The sequence below is a fragment of the Streptomyces chryseus genome (genome assembly GCF_014650755.1).
GTDB classification, from domain to species: domain Bacteria; phylum Actinomycetota; class Actinomycetes; order Streptomycetales; family Streptomycetaceae; genus Streptomyces; species Streptomyces chryseus.
On sequence record NZ_BMVO01000016.1, the window covers coordinates 1 to 16,667 of the forward strand.

The following is a 16,667-nucleotide window of genomic DNA, read 5'->3' on the forward strand; positions in this document are numbered from 1 at the left end:
GCCCACGGCCCAAAGCCGCCTAATCAGCCCCGGCGAACCTTCGTGGCCAACGCACTAGACGCGCACGGCTCGACACGCGAACGCCCGGGGGAATTCCTCCCGGGCGTCTCTCGTTACGGGTGGCAGAAAGTTCTACGTTCAACTAAAGTGGACGTACAAGGAGGCCCGCCATGCCCGCAGTAACCGTTGAGAACCCGCTGACCCTGCCGAAGGTGGCCGCACCGGCCGACGCCGCGGCGCGTCCCGTGCTGGCCGTCACGACCGCTCCGAGCGGTTTCGAGGGTGAGGGCTTCCCGGTACGCCGGGCCTTCGCCGGCATCAACTACACGTACCTCGACCCGTTCATCATGATGGACCAGATGGGTGAGGTGGAGTACGCCCCCGGGGAGCCCAAGGGCACCCCCTGGCACCCCCACCGCGGCTTCGAGACGGTCACGTACCTGCTCGACGGCACCTTCGTCCACCAGGACAGCAACGGGGGCGGCGGCACCATCCAGAACGGCGACACCCAGTGGATGACGGCGGGCTCCGGCCTGCTCCACATCGAGGCGCCGCCGGAGTCGCTGGTCACCTCCGGCGGGCTCTTCCACGGGCTCCAGCTGTGGGTCAACCTGCCGGCCTCCGACAAGATGATGGCCCCCCGCTACCAGGACATCCGCGGCGGCCAGGTGCAGCTCCTGACCTCCCCCGACGGCGGCGCGCTGCTGCGCGTCATCGCCGGCGAGCTGGACGGGCACGACGGCCCCGGCATCACCCACACCCCGATCACGATGATCCACGCGACGCTGCGGCCGGGTGCGCAGGTCACGCTGCCGTGGCGGGAGGACTTCAACGGCCTGGCGTACGTCCTGGCCGGCCGCGGCGCGGTCGGTACGGACCGGCGCCCCGTCCGCAAGGGCCAGACCGCGGTCTTCGGCGCCGGCGGCTCGCTGACCGTCCGCGCGGACGAGCAGCAGGACTCCAACAGCCCCGACCTGGAGATCGTCCTCCTCGGCGGCCGGCCGATCCGGGAGCCGATGGCTCACTACGGGCCGTTCGTGATGAACACGCAGGAAGAACTGAAGCGCGCCTTCGAGGACTTCCAGCGCGGTCGCCTCGGGACCATCCCGGCCGTTCACGGCATGGGCGAGTAAGCGACCCGTCGGGACCCCCCGGTTGACGGACCGTCACCCGGGCGGGTCCCTCCGGCGGGCCGGTCGGTGCCGCCCGTGGTCCGCTGGGGCGGTGCAGCCGACTCAGCCGCTCCTCCCCGAGTCCGCCCGCCGGGTCGCCGCCTGGTGCGTCGTCGTGCTGCTCGTCACCGGGGTGGGCGCGGTCGGGGTCTGGCTGTGCGTCACCTTCAAGACCGCCGTCACGCCCGTCCTGCTCGCCATCCTCGGCACGGCTCTGCTCGGGCCCCTGCACCGGCGGCTCGTCGCGATGCGGCTGAACCGGTCCCTCGCCGCCGGGCTGACCTGCGTCGCGGTCGTCGCCGTCGTGGGCGGCGCGACGTACATCGTCGTCAGCGCGCTCGTCGAGACCGGCGACCAGATCCTCGCCTCGCTGCGGCTGGCCGCCACGGACCTGGCCGAGCACCTCGGGGCGGCCGGCACCTCGCTGGACGACATGGCCCAGAACGCCAAGGAACTGCTCGGGAAGTTCGGCGGTACGGCCGCTTCCGGGCTGATCACCGGGCTCAGCGTGGTCGGCGAGATGACGGCGGTCGCCGTCCTGGCGCTGCTGCTGATCTTCTTCTTCCTCCGGGACTCGGACAAGGCCGCCGGCACGCTCAGGTCCCTCGCGCCGGGTTCCACGGGCGACACCGCCGAGGCGGTGGCGCGCCGCGCGTTCGAAGCCGTCGAGGGGTTCATGCGCGGTACGACGTTCATCGCGCTCATCGACGCCCTCCTCATCACCGTCGGGCTGCTGGTCCTGCGGGTGCCCGGCGCGGTCGGGCTCGGCGCGCTCGTCTTCGTCGGCGCGTACATCCCCTACCTCGGCGCGTTCATCTCCGGCGCGGTCGCCGTCCTCGTCGCGCTCGCCGACCGGGGGGTCGTGATCGCGCTGTGGGCGCTCGGGGTCGTCCTGGCCGTACAGGTGCTGGAGGGCCACGTGCTCCAGCCCGTGATCCAGAGCCGGACCGTCCAGATGCATCCGGCCGTGGTGATGATCGCGATCACCGCTGGGGCGTCCGTCGCCGGCGTCCTCGGGATGCTCCTCGCGGTGCCGCTGACGGCGGCCGTCTTCGGGGTGATCGGGGAGATGCGACGGGGCGAGTACGAGCGGCACTGAGCGGGGATCGGCCGGTGCGGGGCGGTTCCGTGCGGGCCGCTCACATGGCCTGGGGAGGTACGGCGCCACCCGGGGCCGGTTCGAAGGTGGCGAGCATCTGTTCCAGTGCCTGCTGGTCCGGGCCGACGAAGGGATCGGAGCCGGGGGCCTCGGTGAGCGTGTCGAGCATCCGGGGCGCGAGGCCGACCGCCGGCGGCAGGTGCGTGCACAGCACCGTCTCGGCGTCCATGGCGCGCAGCGGCTGCACGGTGGCGAGGTACTTGTCCGTGTCCACGGTGTGGACCCACGGGCTGTCCACGGTGGCCCACAGGAGCTGCGCCGCGCGCAGGTCCTGCGGGGCGAGCTCGGCCGCCGTACCGTCGACGGCCGCCTCCGCGCTGGGCATGGCCCCGCCGAAGCAGTCGGAACTGAAGCACGTCCGCGTCCGGTCGTCGTAGAAACCGACGGTGGCGGGGTTGTCGAACAGCGGTGGCCGGAAGGCCCGGAGCGTACGGCCGCCGCCCACGTCCAGCGTCTGTCCCGGGTTGACCAGGCACACGCGGTCCAGCGGCAGGGGGCGCTCGGTCGACATGATGCCGGCGCCGAGGAACGTCGTGACGACCCGCGCCTTCGGGGCGGCGACCAGCAGGTCGAACAGGCCGCCGGTGTGGTCGCGGTCGGGGTGGGTCAGCCAGATCCAGCGCACGTCCGCCGGGTCCATGACGGAGCCGAGCGTGTTCAGGAAGTCGCGGTCGGGGAGGCTGAGGCCCGTGTCGACGACGACCGGCTCGTCGGCCGTCAGGACGAAGGCGTTGACCGGGAGGAAGCCGATGCCCGGCACCTCCAGGCAGTCCGCCAGTACGGTGGTGTCGCTTCCGATCTTCCGAGTGGTCATGGCGGCTCTCCGTGGTCCCCCCGGCGGCATGAGCGGGTGGGGCGGGTGGCGCCTGCGGGTGGCCTGACGGGGCGTCCGCCTCCTGTGACCATTTTGCGCCCGCGGGGCGGTTGGGGCGCTTCGGGAAGGGCGGCGGCCCGCTGTCGGTGGATCTAGAGGGGGTTCGCGTCCTTGTCCTCCTGGAGTTCGAACCAGATCGACTTGCCCTCGCCCCTGGGGTCCACGCCCCAGGCGTGCGAGAGCATCTCCATCAGGATCAACCCGCGGCCGCTCGACGCCATCTCCCCCGGGCGGCGCTTGTGCGGCAGCTCGTCGCTGGAGTCCGTCACCTCGACCCTCAGCCGCCGTACGCCCGGGTCGCCCTTCGCCTCGGCGGTCAGCAGGGCGTCGCCGTCCGTGTGCACCAGGACGTTGGTGACCATCTCCGAGACCATCAGCACGGCCGCGTCGAGCTGCTCCTCGTCCGCCCAGTCGTGCAGCAGGTCCCGCAGGTGCCTGCGGGCCTCCGCGATGCGCTCCGGTTCGGCCTGGGCCACGGTCAGCGCCGTACGCCGGACCGGGGACAGCTGCGCCGTCGGACCGGGGCCGCAGCCGCAGCCCGCGCCCTCGCGGCACAGCAGGAGCAGGGCGATGTCGTCCTCGCGGCGGTCGACGAGCGGGCCGGTCGTGTAGTGCGAGGAGGGGCCGTGGACGGCCGACACCAGGGCGTCGGCGAGCTTCTCCAGGCTGTCGCCGTTGTGCTCCTCCAGGATCGTGCGGAGCCTGGCCCAGCCGGTGTCCAGGTCGTGGCCGCCGGTCTCGATGAGACCGTCCGTACAGATCATGATCGTCTCGCCCGGTTCGAGGACGAGGCGCGTCGTCGGGTAGTCCGTGTCCGGGACGATGCCCAGCGGCAGCCCGCCCGCCGTCGACCGGACGATGACCGTGCCGTCGCCGAGGCGCACCGCCGGTTCGGGGTGGCCGGCGCGGGCGATGTCGAGGGTGCCGGTGGCGGGGTCGGCCTCGATGTAGAGGCAGGTCGCGAAGCGGGGGCTGGAGTGGTCGTCGGGACCGTGGGCGTCGGCCCCCGGGAAGTCGTGCAGCCCGTGCAGGAAGCGGGAGGCGCGGGAGAGGACCGCGTCGGGGCGGTGGCCCTCGGAGGCGTACGCGCGCAGGGCGATCCGGAGCTGGCCCATCAGGCCGGCCGCTCGCACGTCGTGGCCCTGTACGTCGCCGATGACCAGCGCTATTCGCCCGCTGGGCAGCGGGATCATGTCGTACCAGTCGCCGCCGACCTGGAGTCCGCCGCCGGTCGGCACGTACCGCGCGGCCACTGTCATGCCGGGGATCTCGGGGCCCAGCGTCGGCATCATCGAGCGCTGGAGGCCGAGGGAGAGCTCGCGTTCGTTCTCGGCCACCGAGGCCCGTTCCAGCGCCTGCGCGATCATCCTGGCCACCGTCGTCAGCACGGAGCGCTCGTCGGGGGTGAACGCCACGAGGTGCGCGAAGCCGGCCATCCAGGCGCCCATGGTGCGGCCTGCCACCGTCAGTGGCAGGAAGGCCCAGGAGCGGCGCTCGGGGCGCGGGGCGAGGAGGCGGCCGGCGGGGTAGCGGCGGCTGTACTCCTCGGGGGAGGACAGGTAGATGGCCCGCCCGGTCCGTACGACCTCGGAGGCCGGGTGGTCCGTGTCCAGCAGCATGTCGGTCAGGGGCAGGTCGTCCTGCGGCCCGTACCCGTGGTGGCCCAGGACCGTGATCCGGCCGCCCGACGACCCGAAGACGGCGAGGCTGTCCGGCGAGAACCCGGGCATGGACAGCGAGGCGGCGACCCGCAGCACCTCGGCCGTGGAGCGTGCCTCCGCGAGAGCCCGGCCCGCGTCCAGCAGGAACGCCTCGCGGGAGCGGCGCCAGTCACCGGTGACGGGGGTGTGGGCGGCGTCGCCGGGACGCGGTTCGGCGACTTCCTGGAGGGTGCCGAAGAGGTGGTAGTCGCCGCCGTCGATCACCGGCTTGGAGCGGCTGCGTACGGTCCTCAGCAGCCGGCCGTCCATGTCCATGATCCGCAGCCGGGCCTCGGCCAGGGTGCCCTCGGCGACGGCGAGGTTGACGACGCCGTTGATCTCGTTCCAGTCGACCGGGTGAAAACGGGAGCGTACGGCGGCCTCGGGGAGCGTCACGGGCTCGGCGGGCAGCCCGAGGAGCCGGGCGGCCTCCGCGTCGAGGGTGACGACCCCTGACGCGTTGTCCCAGCGCCACAGGCCGGTCGCGATGGCGGCCAGGATGTCCTCGGTGCGCATTGCCTCATCTTTACAGGTCGCGGCCGGACCGGCTGTCCGAGGCCCGTCGGGGCGGGGACCGCACGGCAAATAAAAGGGGATGCGCCGGGCGGTAACCTTGAGTGCTCCGACTACCCCGAATCCCGAAGGCTGGATGAACGACGATGCATCGGTACAGGTCCCACACCTGCGGCGAGCTCCGCGCCTCTGACGTCGACACCGACGTCCGGCTGAGCGGCTGGCTGCACAATCGTCGAGACCTGGGCGGCATCCTCTTCATCGATCTGCGCGATCACTACGGCATCACGCAGCTCGTCGCCCGCCCCGGCACCCCCGCCTACGAGGCGCTCGACAAGGTGGGCAAGGAGTCGGTCGTCCGCGTCGACGGCCGGGTCGTCTCGCGCGGCGCCGACAACATCAACCCGGAGCTGCCGACCGGCGAGATCGAGGTGGAGGTCGCGGAGGTCGAGCTGCTGGGCGCGTCGCAGCAGCTTCCGTTCCAGATCAACACGGACGACGGGGTCGGCGAGGAGCGCCGCCTGGAGTACCGCTTCCTGGACCTGCGCCGCGAGCGCATGCACCGCAACATCATGCTGCGTACGGCCGTCATCTCGGCCATCCGGCACAAGATGACGGCGCTGGGATTCAACGAGATGGCGACCCCGATCCTGACGGCGACCTCGCCGGAGGGCGCTCGGGACTTCGTCGTCCCGTCCCGTCTGAACCCCGGCAAGTTCTACGCGCTGCCGCAGGCGCCCCAGCAGTTCAAGCAGCTGCTCATGATCTCGGGCTTCGACCGGTACTTCCAGATCGCGCCGTGCTTCCGCGACGAGGACGCCCGCGCCGACCGCTCGCCGGGCGAGTTCTACCAGCTCGACGTGGAGATGTCCTTCGTCGAGCAGGAGGACGTCTTCCAGCCGATCGAGAAGCTCATGACCGAGCTGTTCGAGGAGTTCGGCGGCGGCCGCCACGTCACGTCGCCCTTCCCGCGGATCCCGTTCCGCGAGTCGATGCTGAAGTACGGCAACGACAAGCCGGACCTGCGCGCCAAGCTGGAGCTCGTCGACATCTCCGACGTCTTCGCCGGCTCGGAGTTCAAGGCGTTCGCCGGCAAGCACGTCCGCGCGCTGCCGGTGCCGGACACGGCGGGCCAGTCGCGCAAGTTCTTCGACGGGCTCGGTGACTACGCCGTCGAGCACGGGGCGAAGGGCCTGGCCTGGGTGCGGGTCGGCGAGGACGGTTCGCTGAGCGGCCCGATCGCCAAGTTCCTCACCGAGGAGAACGTCAAGGTCCTCACCGAGCGCCTGTCGCTGGCCCCCGGCCATGCGATCTTCTTCGGCGCGGGCGAGTTCGACGAGGTCTCCAAGATCATGTCGGCGGTCCGGGTCGAGGCCGCCAAGCGCGCCGGCCACTTCGAGGAGGGCGTGTTCCGGTTCTGCTGGATCGTCGACTTCCCGATGTACGAGAAGGACGAGGAGACCGGCAAGATCGACTTCTCGCACAACCCCTTCTCGATGCCCCAGGGCGGTCTGGAGGCCCTGGAGACCCAGGACCCGCTGGACATCCTCGGCTGGCAGTACGACATCGTCTGCAACGGCGTCGAGCTGTCCTCCGGCGCGATCCGCAACCACGAGCCCGAGCTGATGTTCAAGGCGTTCGAGATCGCGGGCTACTCCAAGGAGACCGTCGAGCGCGAGTTCGCCGGCATGCTCCGCGCGTTCCAGTTCGGCGCGCCGCCGCACGGCGGCATCGCCCCGGGCATCGACCGCATCGTGATGCTGCTGGCCGACGAGCCGAACATCCGCGAGACGATCGCCTTCCCGCTCAACGGCAACGCGCAGGACCTGATGATGGGTGCCCCGACGACGCTGGAAGAGGCCCGTCTGCGGGAGCTCAACATCCAGCTCCGCAAGCCGGTGTCGGAGAAGTAAGAACGGTCGGAAGGGGCCCGGAACCGATCGGTTCCGGGCCCCTTCTTTCATGCCGGAGGCGGCTCACGACGTGTCGGTGGGCCCTTCGGGGACAGGACTCCTTACGTTCGGCAGCAGGAAGACGAAGGGGAGAAGATGAAGCGCCGGAACCGAAGCCTGGCTCCGCTGACCGCGCTGCTGACGGCCACCGTGCTCCTGGCGACCGGCTGCGGCGCCACCGGCCCCACCTCACACGCCCACACCGGACCGGGCGCCTCCGCCCCCGGCGAGCCCGGCGGCACAGCCGTACCCGGGGGCTCGGCCGGCAAGGTCGTACCGGGGCCGCAGGGGCGCTCCGGGCCCCTCCTGCGGCTGCCGGGACTCGGCCCCGCGACCCTGCGCGAGGTCCCGGCGGACGCCCGCCAGGCGCTGGTCGTCACGGGCGCCGGCCGCGACGAGAACCGGGGCACCGCCGTCCTCTACGAGCGGGAGCGCCCCGGCGGCGCATGGCGGCCCGGACCTACCTGGCCCGTCCACAACGCGGTGCGCGGCTGGACGGACCGGCACGTCCAGGGCGATCTGCGCTCCCCCGTCGGCGTCTTCACCCTCACCGACGCCGGCGGTCTGCTGCCCGACCCGGGGACGAGGCTGCCGTACGACAGGGGCCCGGAGTTCACCGCCCCCGGCACAGGCGTCGAGGGCGAACCGCTGGCCGGGGCCTTCGACTACGTCATCGCCATCAACTACAACCGCACCCCCGGCACGACCCCGCTCGACTGGACTCGCCCGCTGGGCGAGTCCAGGGGCGGCGGGATCTGGCTGCACGTCGACCACGACGGGCCGACGCAGGGATGCGTCTCGTTCACCCGGCCGGTGATGAAACACCTGCTGCGCACGCTGGACCCGGCGAAGAAGCCGGTGGTGGTGATGGGCGACAAGGCATCCCTGCGGAGGTGACGGACCGCCGCTAGGCCGTGGCCGGTTCCCGCGAGCCGTCGGTACCGGTCTGTGCCTCCTGCCGCCCGGCCGGGGAGCCGGGTCCGCGCTGGATCGGGATGCCCTGCGTGAGGTGGGCCGTCATCAGCGCCCGGCGCTCGTCGGCCTCGGCGCACAGGGCGACGGCCGCCGCGTTGAAGCGCACCAGGGACGGCGGGTCGGAGGGGCCGAGGAGGTGCGCCTTCAGTTCCGCGCGGGCCGCCTTGTAAAGGTCCTTCTCCGGGTGGCGTACGGACTCCAGCAGCTCCGGCACGCCCGACGCGTCCGGGGTGAGGACGGCGGCGGCGCGCACGGTCGGGAAGGTGGCGCGGAAGTCCTCCTCCGTCAGACCGCTGGTGTTGGCCACGGCGTACGGCTTCTCGCTGTGCAGGTAGTCCGAGACGACGCTCGACACGTCGCTGATCAGCAGGTCGGCCTGGTTGAAGCAGCTGTAGATGCCCAGCCGGGGCGTGACGACGATCTGGTGCTCCCACGCGGGGAACGACGCCCAGTACGCCTCCTCCCAGGCCTCCTGGGCCTCGGCGACGAGCGCCGCGCGGCCCTCCTCGGGGGTGCTCTGGAGCATCATCCGCTCCAGCTCGTCCGCGCCGGGCCGGAAGTCGCTGCTGGTGAGCCGGTCGAGCTCGGCCTTGCGGCGGGCGACCTCGGCCACGGCCTCCAGGCCGGGGCGGGGGCCGGAGCGCCGGGCGGCGGCCTCGGTGATCATCGCGCGGATGCGCCGGTCCGCCGCGCCCGCCTCCGGGTCGACGGACCCGGTCATCGGGTGCGGCTTGTAGAGCAGCCGTACGCCCTCGTCCTCCAGGAGCGCGCGGACGATGTTCTCACCGGCCAGGACGACCGAGGTGTTGCCGGGGTTGCCGTCCCAGCCCTCCCAGGTGGGGGCGTACAGGACGGTGGTGCAGGGGCCCTCGGGAGCGCCCTTCCAGGGCTGGATCGGGGCCAGCTGCGGGCGGCCCACCTCGACGACGTCCTTGTCGTCGACGCCTATCTCGGCCTGCCGGTAGCGCTCGCGGGCCGCCGGTCCGGCCACCCACACCTCGTCGTACGCCTTCGCGTACGGGTTGCAGCTGGACAGCTTGTCGCTCTCGCCGTGGTTGGTGAAGGCGTGCTTGATGGAGGGGATGCGCAGGACCTGCGAGGTCTTACCGGAGTTCGCCGGGTGCAGCATCATCTTGAGCGTCGAGCTCTCCAGCGCGAACATGTGCGCGACCCGGGGGATGCAGAGGATCGGCACGTCGGTGGCCTGGATCTTCTGCACCATGAAACGCTCCCGCAGCACGATCAGCGGCTTGCCGTCCAGCGCGGAGAGCGTGGAGAGCCACATGTTCGCCTGGTACGCCGACGAGGTGCCGCCGGAGAAGTACATCGCCACGGTCGGCCGGTACTCCGCGAGCCAGGAGTCCAGCCACTCCAGGGTCTGCTCCTGGCTCGCGGGGCGCTTGCCCGGCAGCAGCCAGGTGGCCAGGTGGAACGTGCCGGCCGCCATCAGCAGGACGGACAGACCGGTGCCGACGGCGCCGGCGCGCACGTCCCCGGTCGCGGCGGTGACCAGCAGGCCCGTGGTGGCGGGCACCGAGAAGGTCAGCAGCCGGTGCCCCGGGCGGCGGGCCAGGAGGCGCGGCGGAGCGGCGCAGAGCCGCAGCGCCGAGGCGTCGATGTTGCGGGTGACGACGGGCAGCGTCCGGGTGCGGCGGACCAGTACGGCGATGGCCTGGCACAGGAAGTGCAGCGCGTAGACCAGGAGCAGCGCGACGGTGAGCGGGGCCTGCTCGCGCAGCGGGTGGACGCCCTCCACGCGCAGCAGGCCGAGCAGGATGATCATGTCGCGCAGCAGTTGCCGGACGGTGACGTCGAAGCGGACCCTGCTCAGCATCGAGAGCAGGCGGGGCTGGCGGTGCCGCAGGTACAGGTCGAGGGCGAGGCCTGCGGCGGCGGCGGTGACGAACACCGGCACCTGGGCCAGCAGGGCGCCGACGAGCTGCGCGGTGAACGCGGCGAACAGCGTGAGCAGCGCGGCGAGCTGCTTCACGCGGCGGGGGATGAGTCCGGCGGAGGGCACGGTGAATGAACTCCTGGCGGGGAGAGGCGATCGGCCGGGGGGAGCCGTCCGGGGGTGCCGGTTCTTCGCGCGCGCGTGTATAGGGGACAGCGGCGAGGAGGCTCGGCGGCTGACCGTATGCCGTCCACGGCCGTCGTCGCAACGCACCGTGACAACAATCACCGCAGATGTCGCATATGCCGGTGAAATTTGCTCACACCGGAGCGCGTTGTCCGTTCAGACGAGCGGACGACGCGGCGGGGCCGGTCAAGGAGAGTGTCCCAGACCGGCCCCGCCGCGCGGTAGATCGCGTTCCGCTTACACCTTTTTCGGCTCCTCCAGGCGCGGGAACAGCACCGCGCCCTTGGTCACCGTCACACCCGCCGGCAGCCGGCCCCAGTCGGCGGCCTCCAGCAGCGGCTGGTCGGCCAGGGCGCCGAGCGGCGCCTCGGCGCCCAGCGAGTCCCACAGCTTCTGCGAGGTCTCGGGCATCACCGGGTTCAGCAGGACGGCCATGGCACGCAGCGACTCCGCGGCCGTGTAGAGGATCGTCGCGAGCCGGGCCCTGCCCTCCGGCGACTCGTCCTTGGCCACCTTCCACGGCTCCTGCTCCGTGATGTAGCCGTTGACCTGCTTCACGAAGTCGAAGATCGCCAGGATGCCGCCCTGGAAGTCCAGCTCCTCGCCGATCTTCCGGTCGGCCTCCGCGAGCGCCTTCGCCAGGCCGGTCCGGACGGCGGCCTCCGCGTCCCCGTCCGCCGTCGCCTCCGGCAGCTTGCCGTCGAAGTACTTGCCGACCATCGCGGCCACGCGCGAGGCGAGGTTGCCGTAGTCGTTGGCCAGCTCGGAGGTGTAGCGGGCGGTGAAGTCCTCCCACGAGAACGAGCCGTCGCTGCCGAACGCGATCGCCCGCAGGAAGTACCAGCGGTAGGCGTCCACGCCGAAGTGCGAGGTCAGGTCCTGCGGCTTGATGCCGGTCAGGTTCGACTTCGACATCTTCTCGCCGCCGACCATCAGCCAGCCGTTGGCCGCGACCCTTCCCGGTACGGGCAGACCCTGCGCCATCAGCATGGCCGGCCAGATCACCGCGTGGAAGCGCAGGATGTCCTTACCGACCAGGTGCACGTTGGCCGGGAACGTGGCGTCGAACTTCTCCTGGTTCGCGCCGTAGCCGACAGCCGTCGCGTAGTTCAGGAGCGCGTCGACCCACACGTAGATGACGTGCTTGTCGTCCCAGGGGATCGGGATGCCCCAGTCGAAGGTGGAGCGCGAGATGGACAGGTCCTGCAGGCCCTGCCGGACGAAGTTCAGGACCTCGTTGCGGGCGGACTCGGGCTGGATGAAGTCCGGGTTCGCCTCGTAGAACTCAAGGAGCTTCGGGCCGTACTCGCTGAGCTTGAAGAAGTAGTTCTCCTCCTTGAGGATCTCCACCGGCTTCTTGTGGACCGGACACAGCTTCGTGCCGTCCTCCGCCTCGATGAGATCTCCGGGGAGCTTGTACTCCTCGCAGCCGACGCAGTACGGGCCCTCGTACCCGCCCTTGTAGATCTCGCCCTTGTCGAACAGGTCCTGGACGAACTCCTGCACACGGTCCGTGTGCCGCTTCTCCGTCGTGCGGATGAAGTCGTCGTTGGCGATGTTCAGGTGCTCCCAGAGGGGCTTCCATGCCTCCTCGACGAGCTTGTCGCACCAGGCCTGGGGCGTGACGTTGTTCGCCTCGGCCGTGCGCATGATCTTCTGACCGTGCTCGTCCGTGCCGGTGAGGTACCACACCTTCTCGCCGCGCTGACGATGCCAGCGCGTGAGCACGTCCCCTGCGACGGTCGTGTAGGCGTGGCCCAGGTGAGGAGCGTCGTTGACGTAGTAAATGGGGGTCGATACGTAAAAGGCCTTCACGCCTTCGCTCGTCCCCTGCTTCTCGGATCCAGTGGCCGCCATGGTCGAAATCCTAACGGCCCACAAGAGATCCACTCACACGCTTAACCGGGGGGTGAGACGGCGAAGGCGGCGCCGGCCCCCTCGGGGCCCGCGCCGCCTGTGCCCTGTTGCTGCCTACGCCGTGAGGCCGGTGACCAGCTGTGCGTACAGCTCCGCGTCCGGGACCTCGCGCGGGGCGGGGCCGGCGTGGAAGAACGCGGCGTTCGGTACGTCGAGCTTCCGGAGGAAGTCGAAGCCCTTGGCGTCGTGCTCGCCGAACGCGACGAACTGCCAGAACAGCGGCTTGTCCGCCATGTCCGCCAGGGCCTGCTTGGCCGGGCCCTTGGCGTCCGGGGGGCCGTCGGTCTGGAAGACGACCAGCGCGGGGCGGCCGCTGCCGGACTTCTCGTGGTGCGCGACGACCTCTTCGACGGCGCGGTGGTAGCTCGTACGCCCCATGTGGCCGATGGCGGCGTGCGCCTCGTCCACGCGGCCGTCGTACGCGTCCAGGCCGACGTCGACGGTGCCGTCGATGTCGGTCGAGAAGAAGACGACGTGCACGGCGGCCTTCTCGTCGAGGTGCGCGGCGAGGGCGAGCGTGCGGTCGGCGAGGTCCTGGGCGCTGCCGTCCTTGTAGAACCCGCGCATGGAGCCGGACCGGTCGAGTACGAGGTAGACGTCCGCCCGCGCCCCTGCCAGCCGTGCCTCGTCGAGGGCCGCGCCGGCGGCCTCGTAGTGCGCGACGAGCGCGGGCGCCCGCGACGCCACGTCCGCCCGGGGCAGCGCGGCGCCGCCTTCGGCCGCCACCGGCTCGGGCTCGGCCTCGGCCTCGGCCGCCACCGGCTCGGGCCGGGCGTCGTCGGCTTCGGGTTCGGACTCCGTGGCCGGGGTGGCCTCGGGCTCGGCTTCGGCCTCGGCGGCCGGCTCGGCCTCCGCCGCCGGGGCGGGCTCCGTGACCGGCTCGGGCTCCGGCTCCGTGACGACGGCGTCGGCCTCGGCGGCCTGCGGCTCGGCGTCGGCGGCCACCAGCTCTGCGTCGGCGGTCACCGGCTCGGTCGTGGCCGGGGCGTCGTCGGTGGTGGCCTCGGTGTCCGTGGCCGGTGCGGCCTCGGTCGCGTCGGCGTCCGCGTCGGCTGCGAGCGGCTCAGCGGCAGCCTCGGTCGCGGCGGCCGGCTCCTCCGGTGCGGAGGCGGGGGCCACTGCTTCGGCCTGCGGCTCCGCCTCGGCGGTCACCGGCTCCGGCTCGGTCGCCGTCTCGGCGGGGGTGGCAGCCGTCGTGTCCTCGGCGGGCCCGGCGGCAGCGGGCGTCCCGGACGTGACCGCCTCCGCGTCGGCCGGGGCCTCGGCGGCCTGCGGCGTCTCGGCAGCGGCCTTGTCCGCCGGTGCCGGGGCCGCCGCCTCGGCGGCGACGGGCCGAGGGGCGTCCTCGGGCTCCGCGGCGGGCGGCTTGGGGGAATCGCCCGACGACTGGGGCGGGACCGCGGCCGAGGGCTTCGGGGCGCCGGGGGTGGACTGGGCCGGGACGTTCGGTCCCGGCGAGGAGGTCTTCGTACGGGAGGAGGACGACGAACCGGCCGAGGGCGGGTTGTCGAAGGCCGCCGCCACCAGGTCCGACGCGATGCCCGGCGCCGGCTTCCTGGCCGGCTTGTCCGCCGCCGGGGTCTCGTCCTCGGTGGCCGGGGCCTGGGCCGGGGCCGGTACCGACGCCACCGTCTCCCGGGCCTCGGGGTCGGCGGATTCCGGTTCCGGCGCGGTGGCCGGCTCCGGCTTACGTTCGGCCTGGGACGGAACGGAAGCTGCCGCCGAGGTCTCCCGTGCCGGCGGCTGCTCGTTGCTCTCCGCTCGATCGCGTCCGAACACCTTGCGCAGCAAGCTCCGAATGCCCATGGGCGAGGCCTTTCGCATGAGTTGGGTGCGATGCACGCCCGCACCCGGCGGATGATCCCTGGCCAGGGCGGACACGTAAGGTTAGCGGCCCCGCCCGTCGATCTTCGGGAGGGTCAGCCGTGCCGTCCCGGTTGCGGGCGCGCGCGGCTCGCGGGGGCCCGCGCGGATGCCGAACGCGCCCCCTCCGGGCGGCCCGGTGCGTACCACCAACCTCCCACGTACCCCGCCCACTTCCCGGATGCCACGCGCACCGGCCGGGCTCCCGGGGCAGCCCGCGGCCACCCGTCGAACCAACTTCCGCACGGCCGTTCCGCATTCACCTCGTGTTCACCCCAAGGCCGCCGAAGAGCGGGCGTACGCCCTTAACGTCACGGCCGAAGACATTCCGACACGTTGTCGGCGCAGGTCGCGCCGAACCACATCCCGTAGAGCCATTCCGGAGGGGTCCGTGCGCAATCTGCTGCCGCTGCTCAACTCGCCGCACTCGGGTGGGCGCTCCGCGCTGACCTGTCGCTACCGCTGCGGCGACGCCTGTTTCCAGGACGTCCCGAACACCAGCGACAACGAGTACGCCGGCGACGTCATAGCCGGCGCTCTGTCGAGACGGTCGATGATGCGCGCCGCCGCGGTGGTGACCGTGGCCGCCGCCGCCGGAACCTCGGCCCTCGCGGGCCCGGCCGCCCCGAGCGCCGAGGCCGCCGAGAGCGCCGCCACGCCGCAGGCCGGCCCGTTCGGCAGGACCGACGGCGCCCGCGGTCTGCGCTTCGCGCCCGTCGCGCCCAACACGACCGACGCCGTCACCGTGCCCGCCGGCTACGCCCAGAACGTCGTGATCCGCTGGGGCGAGCCGATCCTGCGCGGCGCCCCCGCCTTCGACCCGGACAAGCAGTCCGCCAAGGCGCAGGCCGGCCAGTTCGGCTACAACAACGACTTCCTCTCCCTGCTCCCGCTGCCCGGCGAGCACGGCCGCCAGGTGCTCGTCGCCAACCACGAGTACACGGACGAGATCCTGATGTTCAAGGGGTACGACCCGGCCAAGCCCACCCGCGAGCAGGTCGAGACCGCCTGGGCCGCGCACGGCCTGTCCGTCGTCGTCGTCCAGGAGGAGCGCAAGTCCGGCAAGCTCACGCCGGTCACCCGCCACCACCTGAACCGGCGCCTGCACACGACGTCCGAGTTCCGGCTGACCGGCCCGGCCGCCGGCAGCGACCTGCTGAAGACGTCCGCCGACCCGACCGGCACGAAGGTCCTCGGCACGCTCAACAACTGCGCCGGCGGCACCACCCCGTGGGGCACGACGCTGCACGGCGAGGAGAACTTCAACCAGTACTTCGCCAACGGCTCCAGCGCCACCGACAAGCGCTACGGCATCTCCACCGGCGCCACCGAGCGCAAGTGGGAGCTCTTCGACAAGCGCTTCGACGTCAAGCAGGAGCCGAACGAGCCGCACCGCCAGGGCTGGGTCGTCGAGCTGGACCCGTACGACCCCGACTCTACGCCCCGCAAGCACACCGCGCTCGGCCGCTTCAAGCACGAGGCCGCGCAGCCGCGCCTGACGGCTGACGGCCGCCCGGTCGTCTACATGGGCGACGACGAGCGCTTCGACTACTTCTACAAGTTCGTCTCGTCGAAGCGGATGAAGAAGGGCACGTCGCGGGCCGCCCGCGAGCACAACCTCACCCTCCTCGACGAGGGCACGCTGTACGTCGCCAAGATCACCGGCGACAGCCCGGCCGCCGAGATCGACGGCACGGGCAAGCTGCCGAACGACGGCGAGTTCGACGGCAGCGGCCAGTGGATCCCGCTCGCCACCGGCGACGTCTCCCACGTGCCCGGCATGACCGCCGAAGAGGTGTACGTCTTCACGCGCCTCGCGGGCGACAAGGTCGGCGCGACCAAGATGGACCGCCCGGAGGACGTCGAGCCGAGCCCGCGCACGGGCCGCGTGTACGTCGCGCTGACGAACAACACGGACCGGGGCAAGCCCGGCAAGGCGGGCGCGGACGAGGCCAACCCGCGCAACCTCAACAAGCACGGCCAGGTGCTGGAGCTGGCCGAGCACTGGGACGACCCGGCGTCGGACGGTTTCGCCTGGCGGCTGTTCCTGGTCGCAGGCGACCCGGAGGACCCGGCGACGTACTTCGCGGGCTTCCCGAAGGACAAGGTCAGCCCGATCTCCTGCCCGGACAACGTCGCCTTCGACCCGCACGGGAACCTGTGGCTGTCCACGGACGGCAACCAGCTCGGCTCCCACGACGGCCTGTTCGGCGTGGCGACGCGCGGTGAGCGGCGCGGCGAGCTGAAGCAGTTCCTCACGGTCCCGAAGGGCGCCGAGACCTGCGGCCCCATCATCCAGGACCGCCGCGTGCTCGTCGCGGTCCAGCACCCGGGCGAGATCGACGGCGCGAGCGTCGAGAAGCCGGCGTCGGTCTGGCCCGACGGCCCCGGCAAGCTCGTCCGCCCGTCTGTGGTGGCGGTGTACCGCAAGGACGGCCGCGACATCGGCGTCTAGGGACGAC

General features: G+C 71.9%; 10 protein-coding genes. 5 read left to right on the forward strand and 5 right to left on the reverse strand.

The window, feature by feature from the left end; translation table 11 throughout:
* Positions 1-170: 170 nt before the first annotated feature.
* Positions 171-1,133 carry a pirin family protein gene (locus IE185_RS22105; protein ID WP_138895716.1) on the forward strand — a complete coding sequence of 321 codons (963 nt, stop codon included), beginning with the start codon at positions 171-173 and terminating at the stop codon, positions 1,131-1,133.
* Between the two features lie 91 nt (positions 1,134-1,224).
* Complete coding sequence (locus IE185_RS22110) at positions 1,225-2,271, forward strand: AI-2E family transporter (RefSeq protein WP_138895715.1); 1,047 nt, start codon at positions 1,225-1,227, stop codon at positions 2,269-2,271.
* Positions 2,272-2,311: 40 nt separating this feature from the next.
* On the opposite strand, the gene IE185_RS22115 is transcribed toward IE185_RS22110, so the two are convergent.
* Together IE185_RS22115 and IE185_RS22120 are read right to left on the reverse strand one after the other, a co-directional pair.
* On the reverse strand, positions 2,312-3,145 hold the full coding sequence (locus IE185_RS22115; RefSeq protein WP_138895714.1) for an MBL fold metallo-hydrolase: 834 nt from the start codon (positions 3,143-3,145) through the stop codon (positions 2,312-2,314).
* A gap of 152 nt (positions 3,146-3,297) precedes the next feature.
* A complete protein-coding gene (locus tag IE185_RS22120) occupies positions 3,298-5,421 on the reverse strand; it encodes a SpoIIE family protein phosphatase (RefSeq protein WP_138895713.1) in 2,124 nt (707 codons plus the stop codon).
* A 143-nt stretch (positions 5,422-5,564) separates the two neighbouring features.
* On the opposite strand from IE185_RS22120, the gene aspS reads away from it, so the two are divergent.
* Positions 5,565-7,331, forward strand: a complete 1,767-nt coding sequence (aspS, locus tag IE185_RS22125; protein ID WP_138895712.1) for an aspartate--tRNA ligase — start codon at positions 5,565-5,567, stop codon at positions 7,329-7,331.
* A gap of 135 nt (positions 7,332-7,466) precedes the next feature.
* Positions 7,467-8,267 carry a hypothetical protein gene (locus IE185_RS22130; protein ID WP_138895711.1) on the forward strand — a complete coding sequence of 267 codons (801 nt, stop codon included), beginning with the start codon at positions 7,467-7,469 and terminating at the stop codon, positions 8,265-8,267.
* Positions 8,268-8,277: 10 nt separating this feature from the next.
* Here the strand turns inward: IE185_RS22130 and IE185_RS22135 are convergent, their stop codons facing one another.
* The 3 genes from IE185_RS22135 to IE185_RS22145 form a co-directional block, all read right to left on the reverse strand.
* Positions 8,278-10,365, reverse strand: a complete 2,088-nt coding sequence (locus tag IE185_RS22135) for a CDP-glycerol glycerophosphotransferase family protein (RefSeq protein WP_138907990.1) — start codon at positions 10,363-10,365, stop codon at positions 8,278-8,280.
* A gap of 297 nt (positions 10,366-10,662) precedes the next feature.
* Complete coding sequence (gene metG / locus IE185_RS22140; RefSeq protein WP_138895709.1) at positions 10,663-12,282, reverse strand: methionine--tRNA ligase; 1,620 nt, start codon at positions 12,280-12,282, stop codon at positions 10,663-10,665.
* Positions 12,283-12,396: 114 nt separating this feature from the next.
* Positions 12,397-14,148 (reverse strand): VWA domain-containing protein, encoded by a 1,752-nt coding sequence (locus tag IE185_RS22145; RefSeq protein ID WP_189715821.1) that lies wholly within the window; start codon positions 14,146-14,148, stop codon positions 12,397-12,399.
* 448 nt (positions 14,149-14,596) lie between these two features.
* Here IE185_RS22145 and IE185_RS22150 point away from each other — a divergent pair, with 448 nt between their 5' ends.
* A complete protein-coding gene (locus IE185_RS22150) occupies positions 14,597-16,660 on the forward strand; it encodes a PhoX family protein (protein WP_138898018.1) in 2,064 nt (687 codons plus the stop codon).
* The last annotated feature ends 7 nt before the right edge of the window (positions 16,661-16,667 follow it).

What these genes read in the sequence shown, in the direction of transcription:
- IE185_RS22105 (WP_138895716.1), top strand. Translation starts at nt 171, where the DNA reads ATGCCCGCAGTAACCGTTGAGAACCCGCTGACCCTGCCGAAGGTGGCC.
- IE185_RS22115 (WP_138895714.1), bottom strand. Translation starts at nt 3,145, where the DNA reads ATGACCACTCGGAAGATCGGAAGCGACACCACCGTACTGGCGGACTGC.
- IE185_RS22120 (WP_138895713.1), bottom strand. Translation starts at nt 5,421, where the DNA reads ATGCGCACCGAGGACATCCTGGCCGCCATCGCGACCGGCCTGTGGCGC.
- aspS (WP_138895712.1), top strand. Translation starts at nt 5,565, where the DNA reads ATGCATCGGTACAGGTCCCACACCTGCGGCGAGCTCCGCGCCTCTGAC.
- IE185_RS22130 (WP_138895711.1), top strand. Translation starts at nt 7,467, where the DNA reads ATGAAGCGCCGGAACCGAAGCCTGGCTCCGCTGACCGCGCTGCTGACG.
- metG (WP_138895709.1), bottom strand. Translation starts at nt 12,282, where the DNA reads ATGGCGGCCACTGGATCCGAGAAGCAGGGGACGAGCGAAGGCGTGAAG.
- IE185_RS22145 (WP_189715821.1), bottom strand. Translation starts at nt 14,148, where the DNA reads ATGGGCATTCGGAGCTTGCTGCGCAAGGTGTTCGGACGCGATCGAGCG.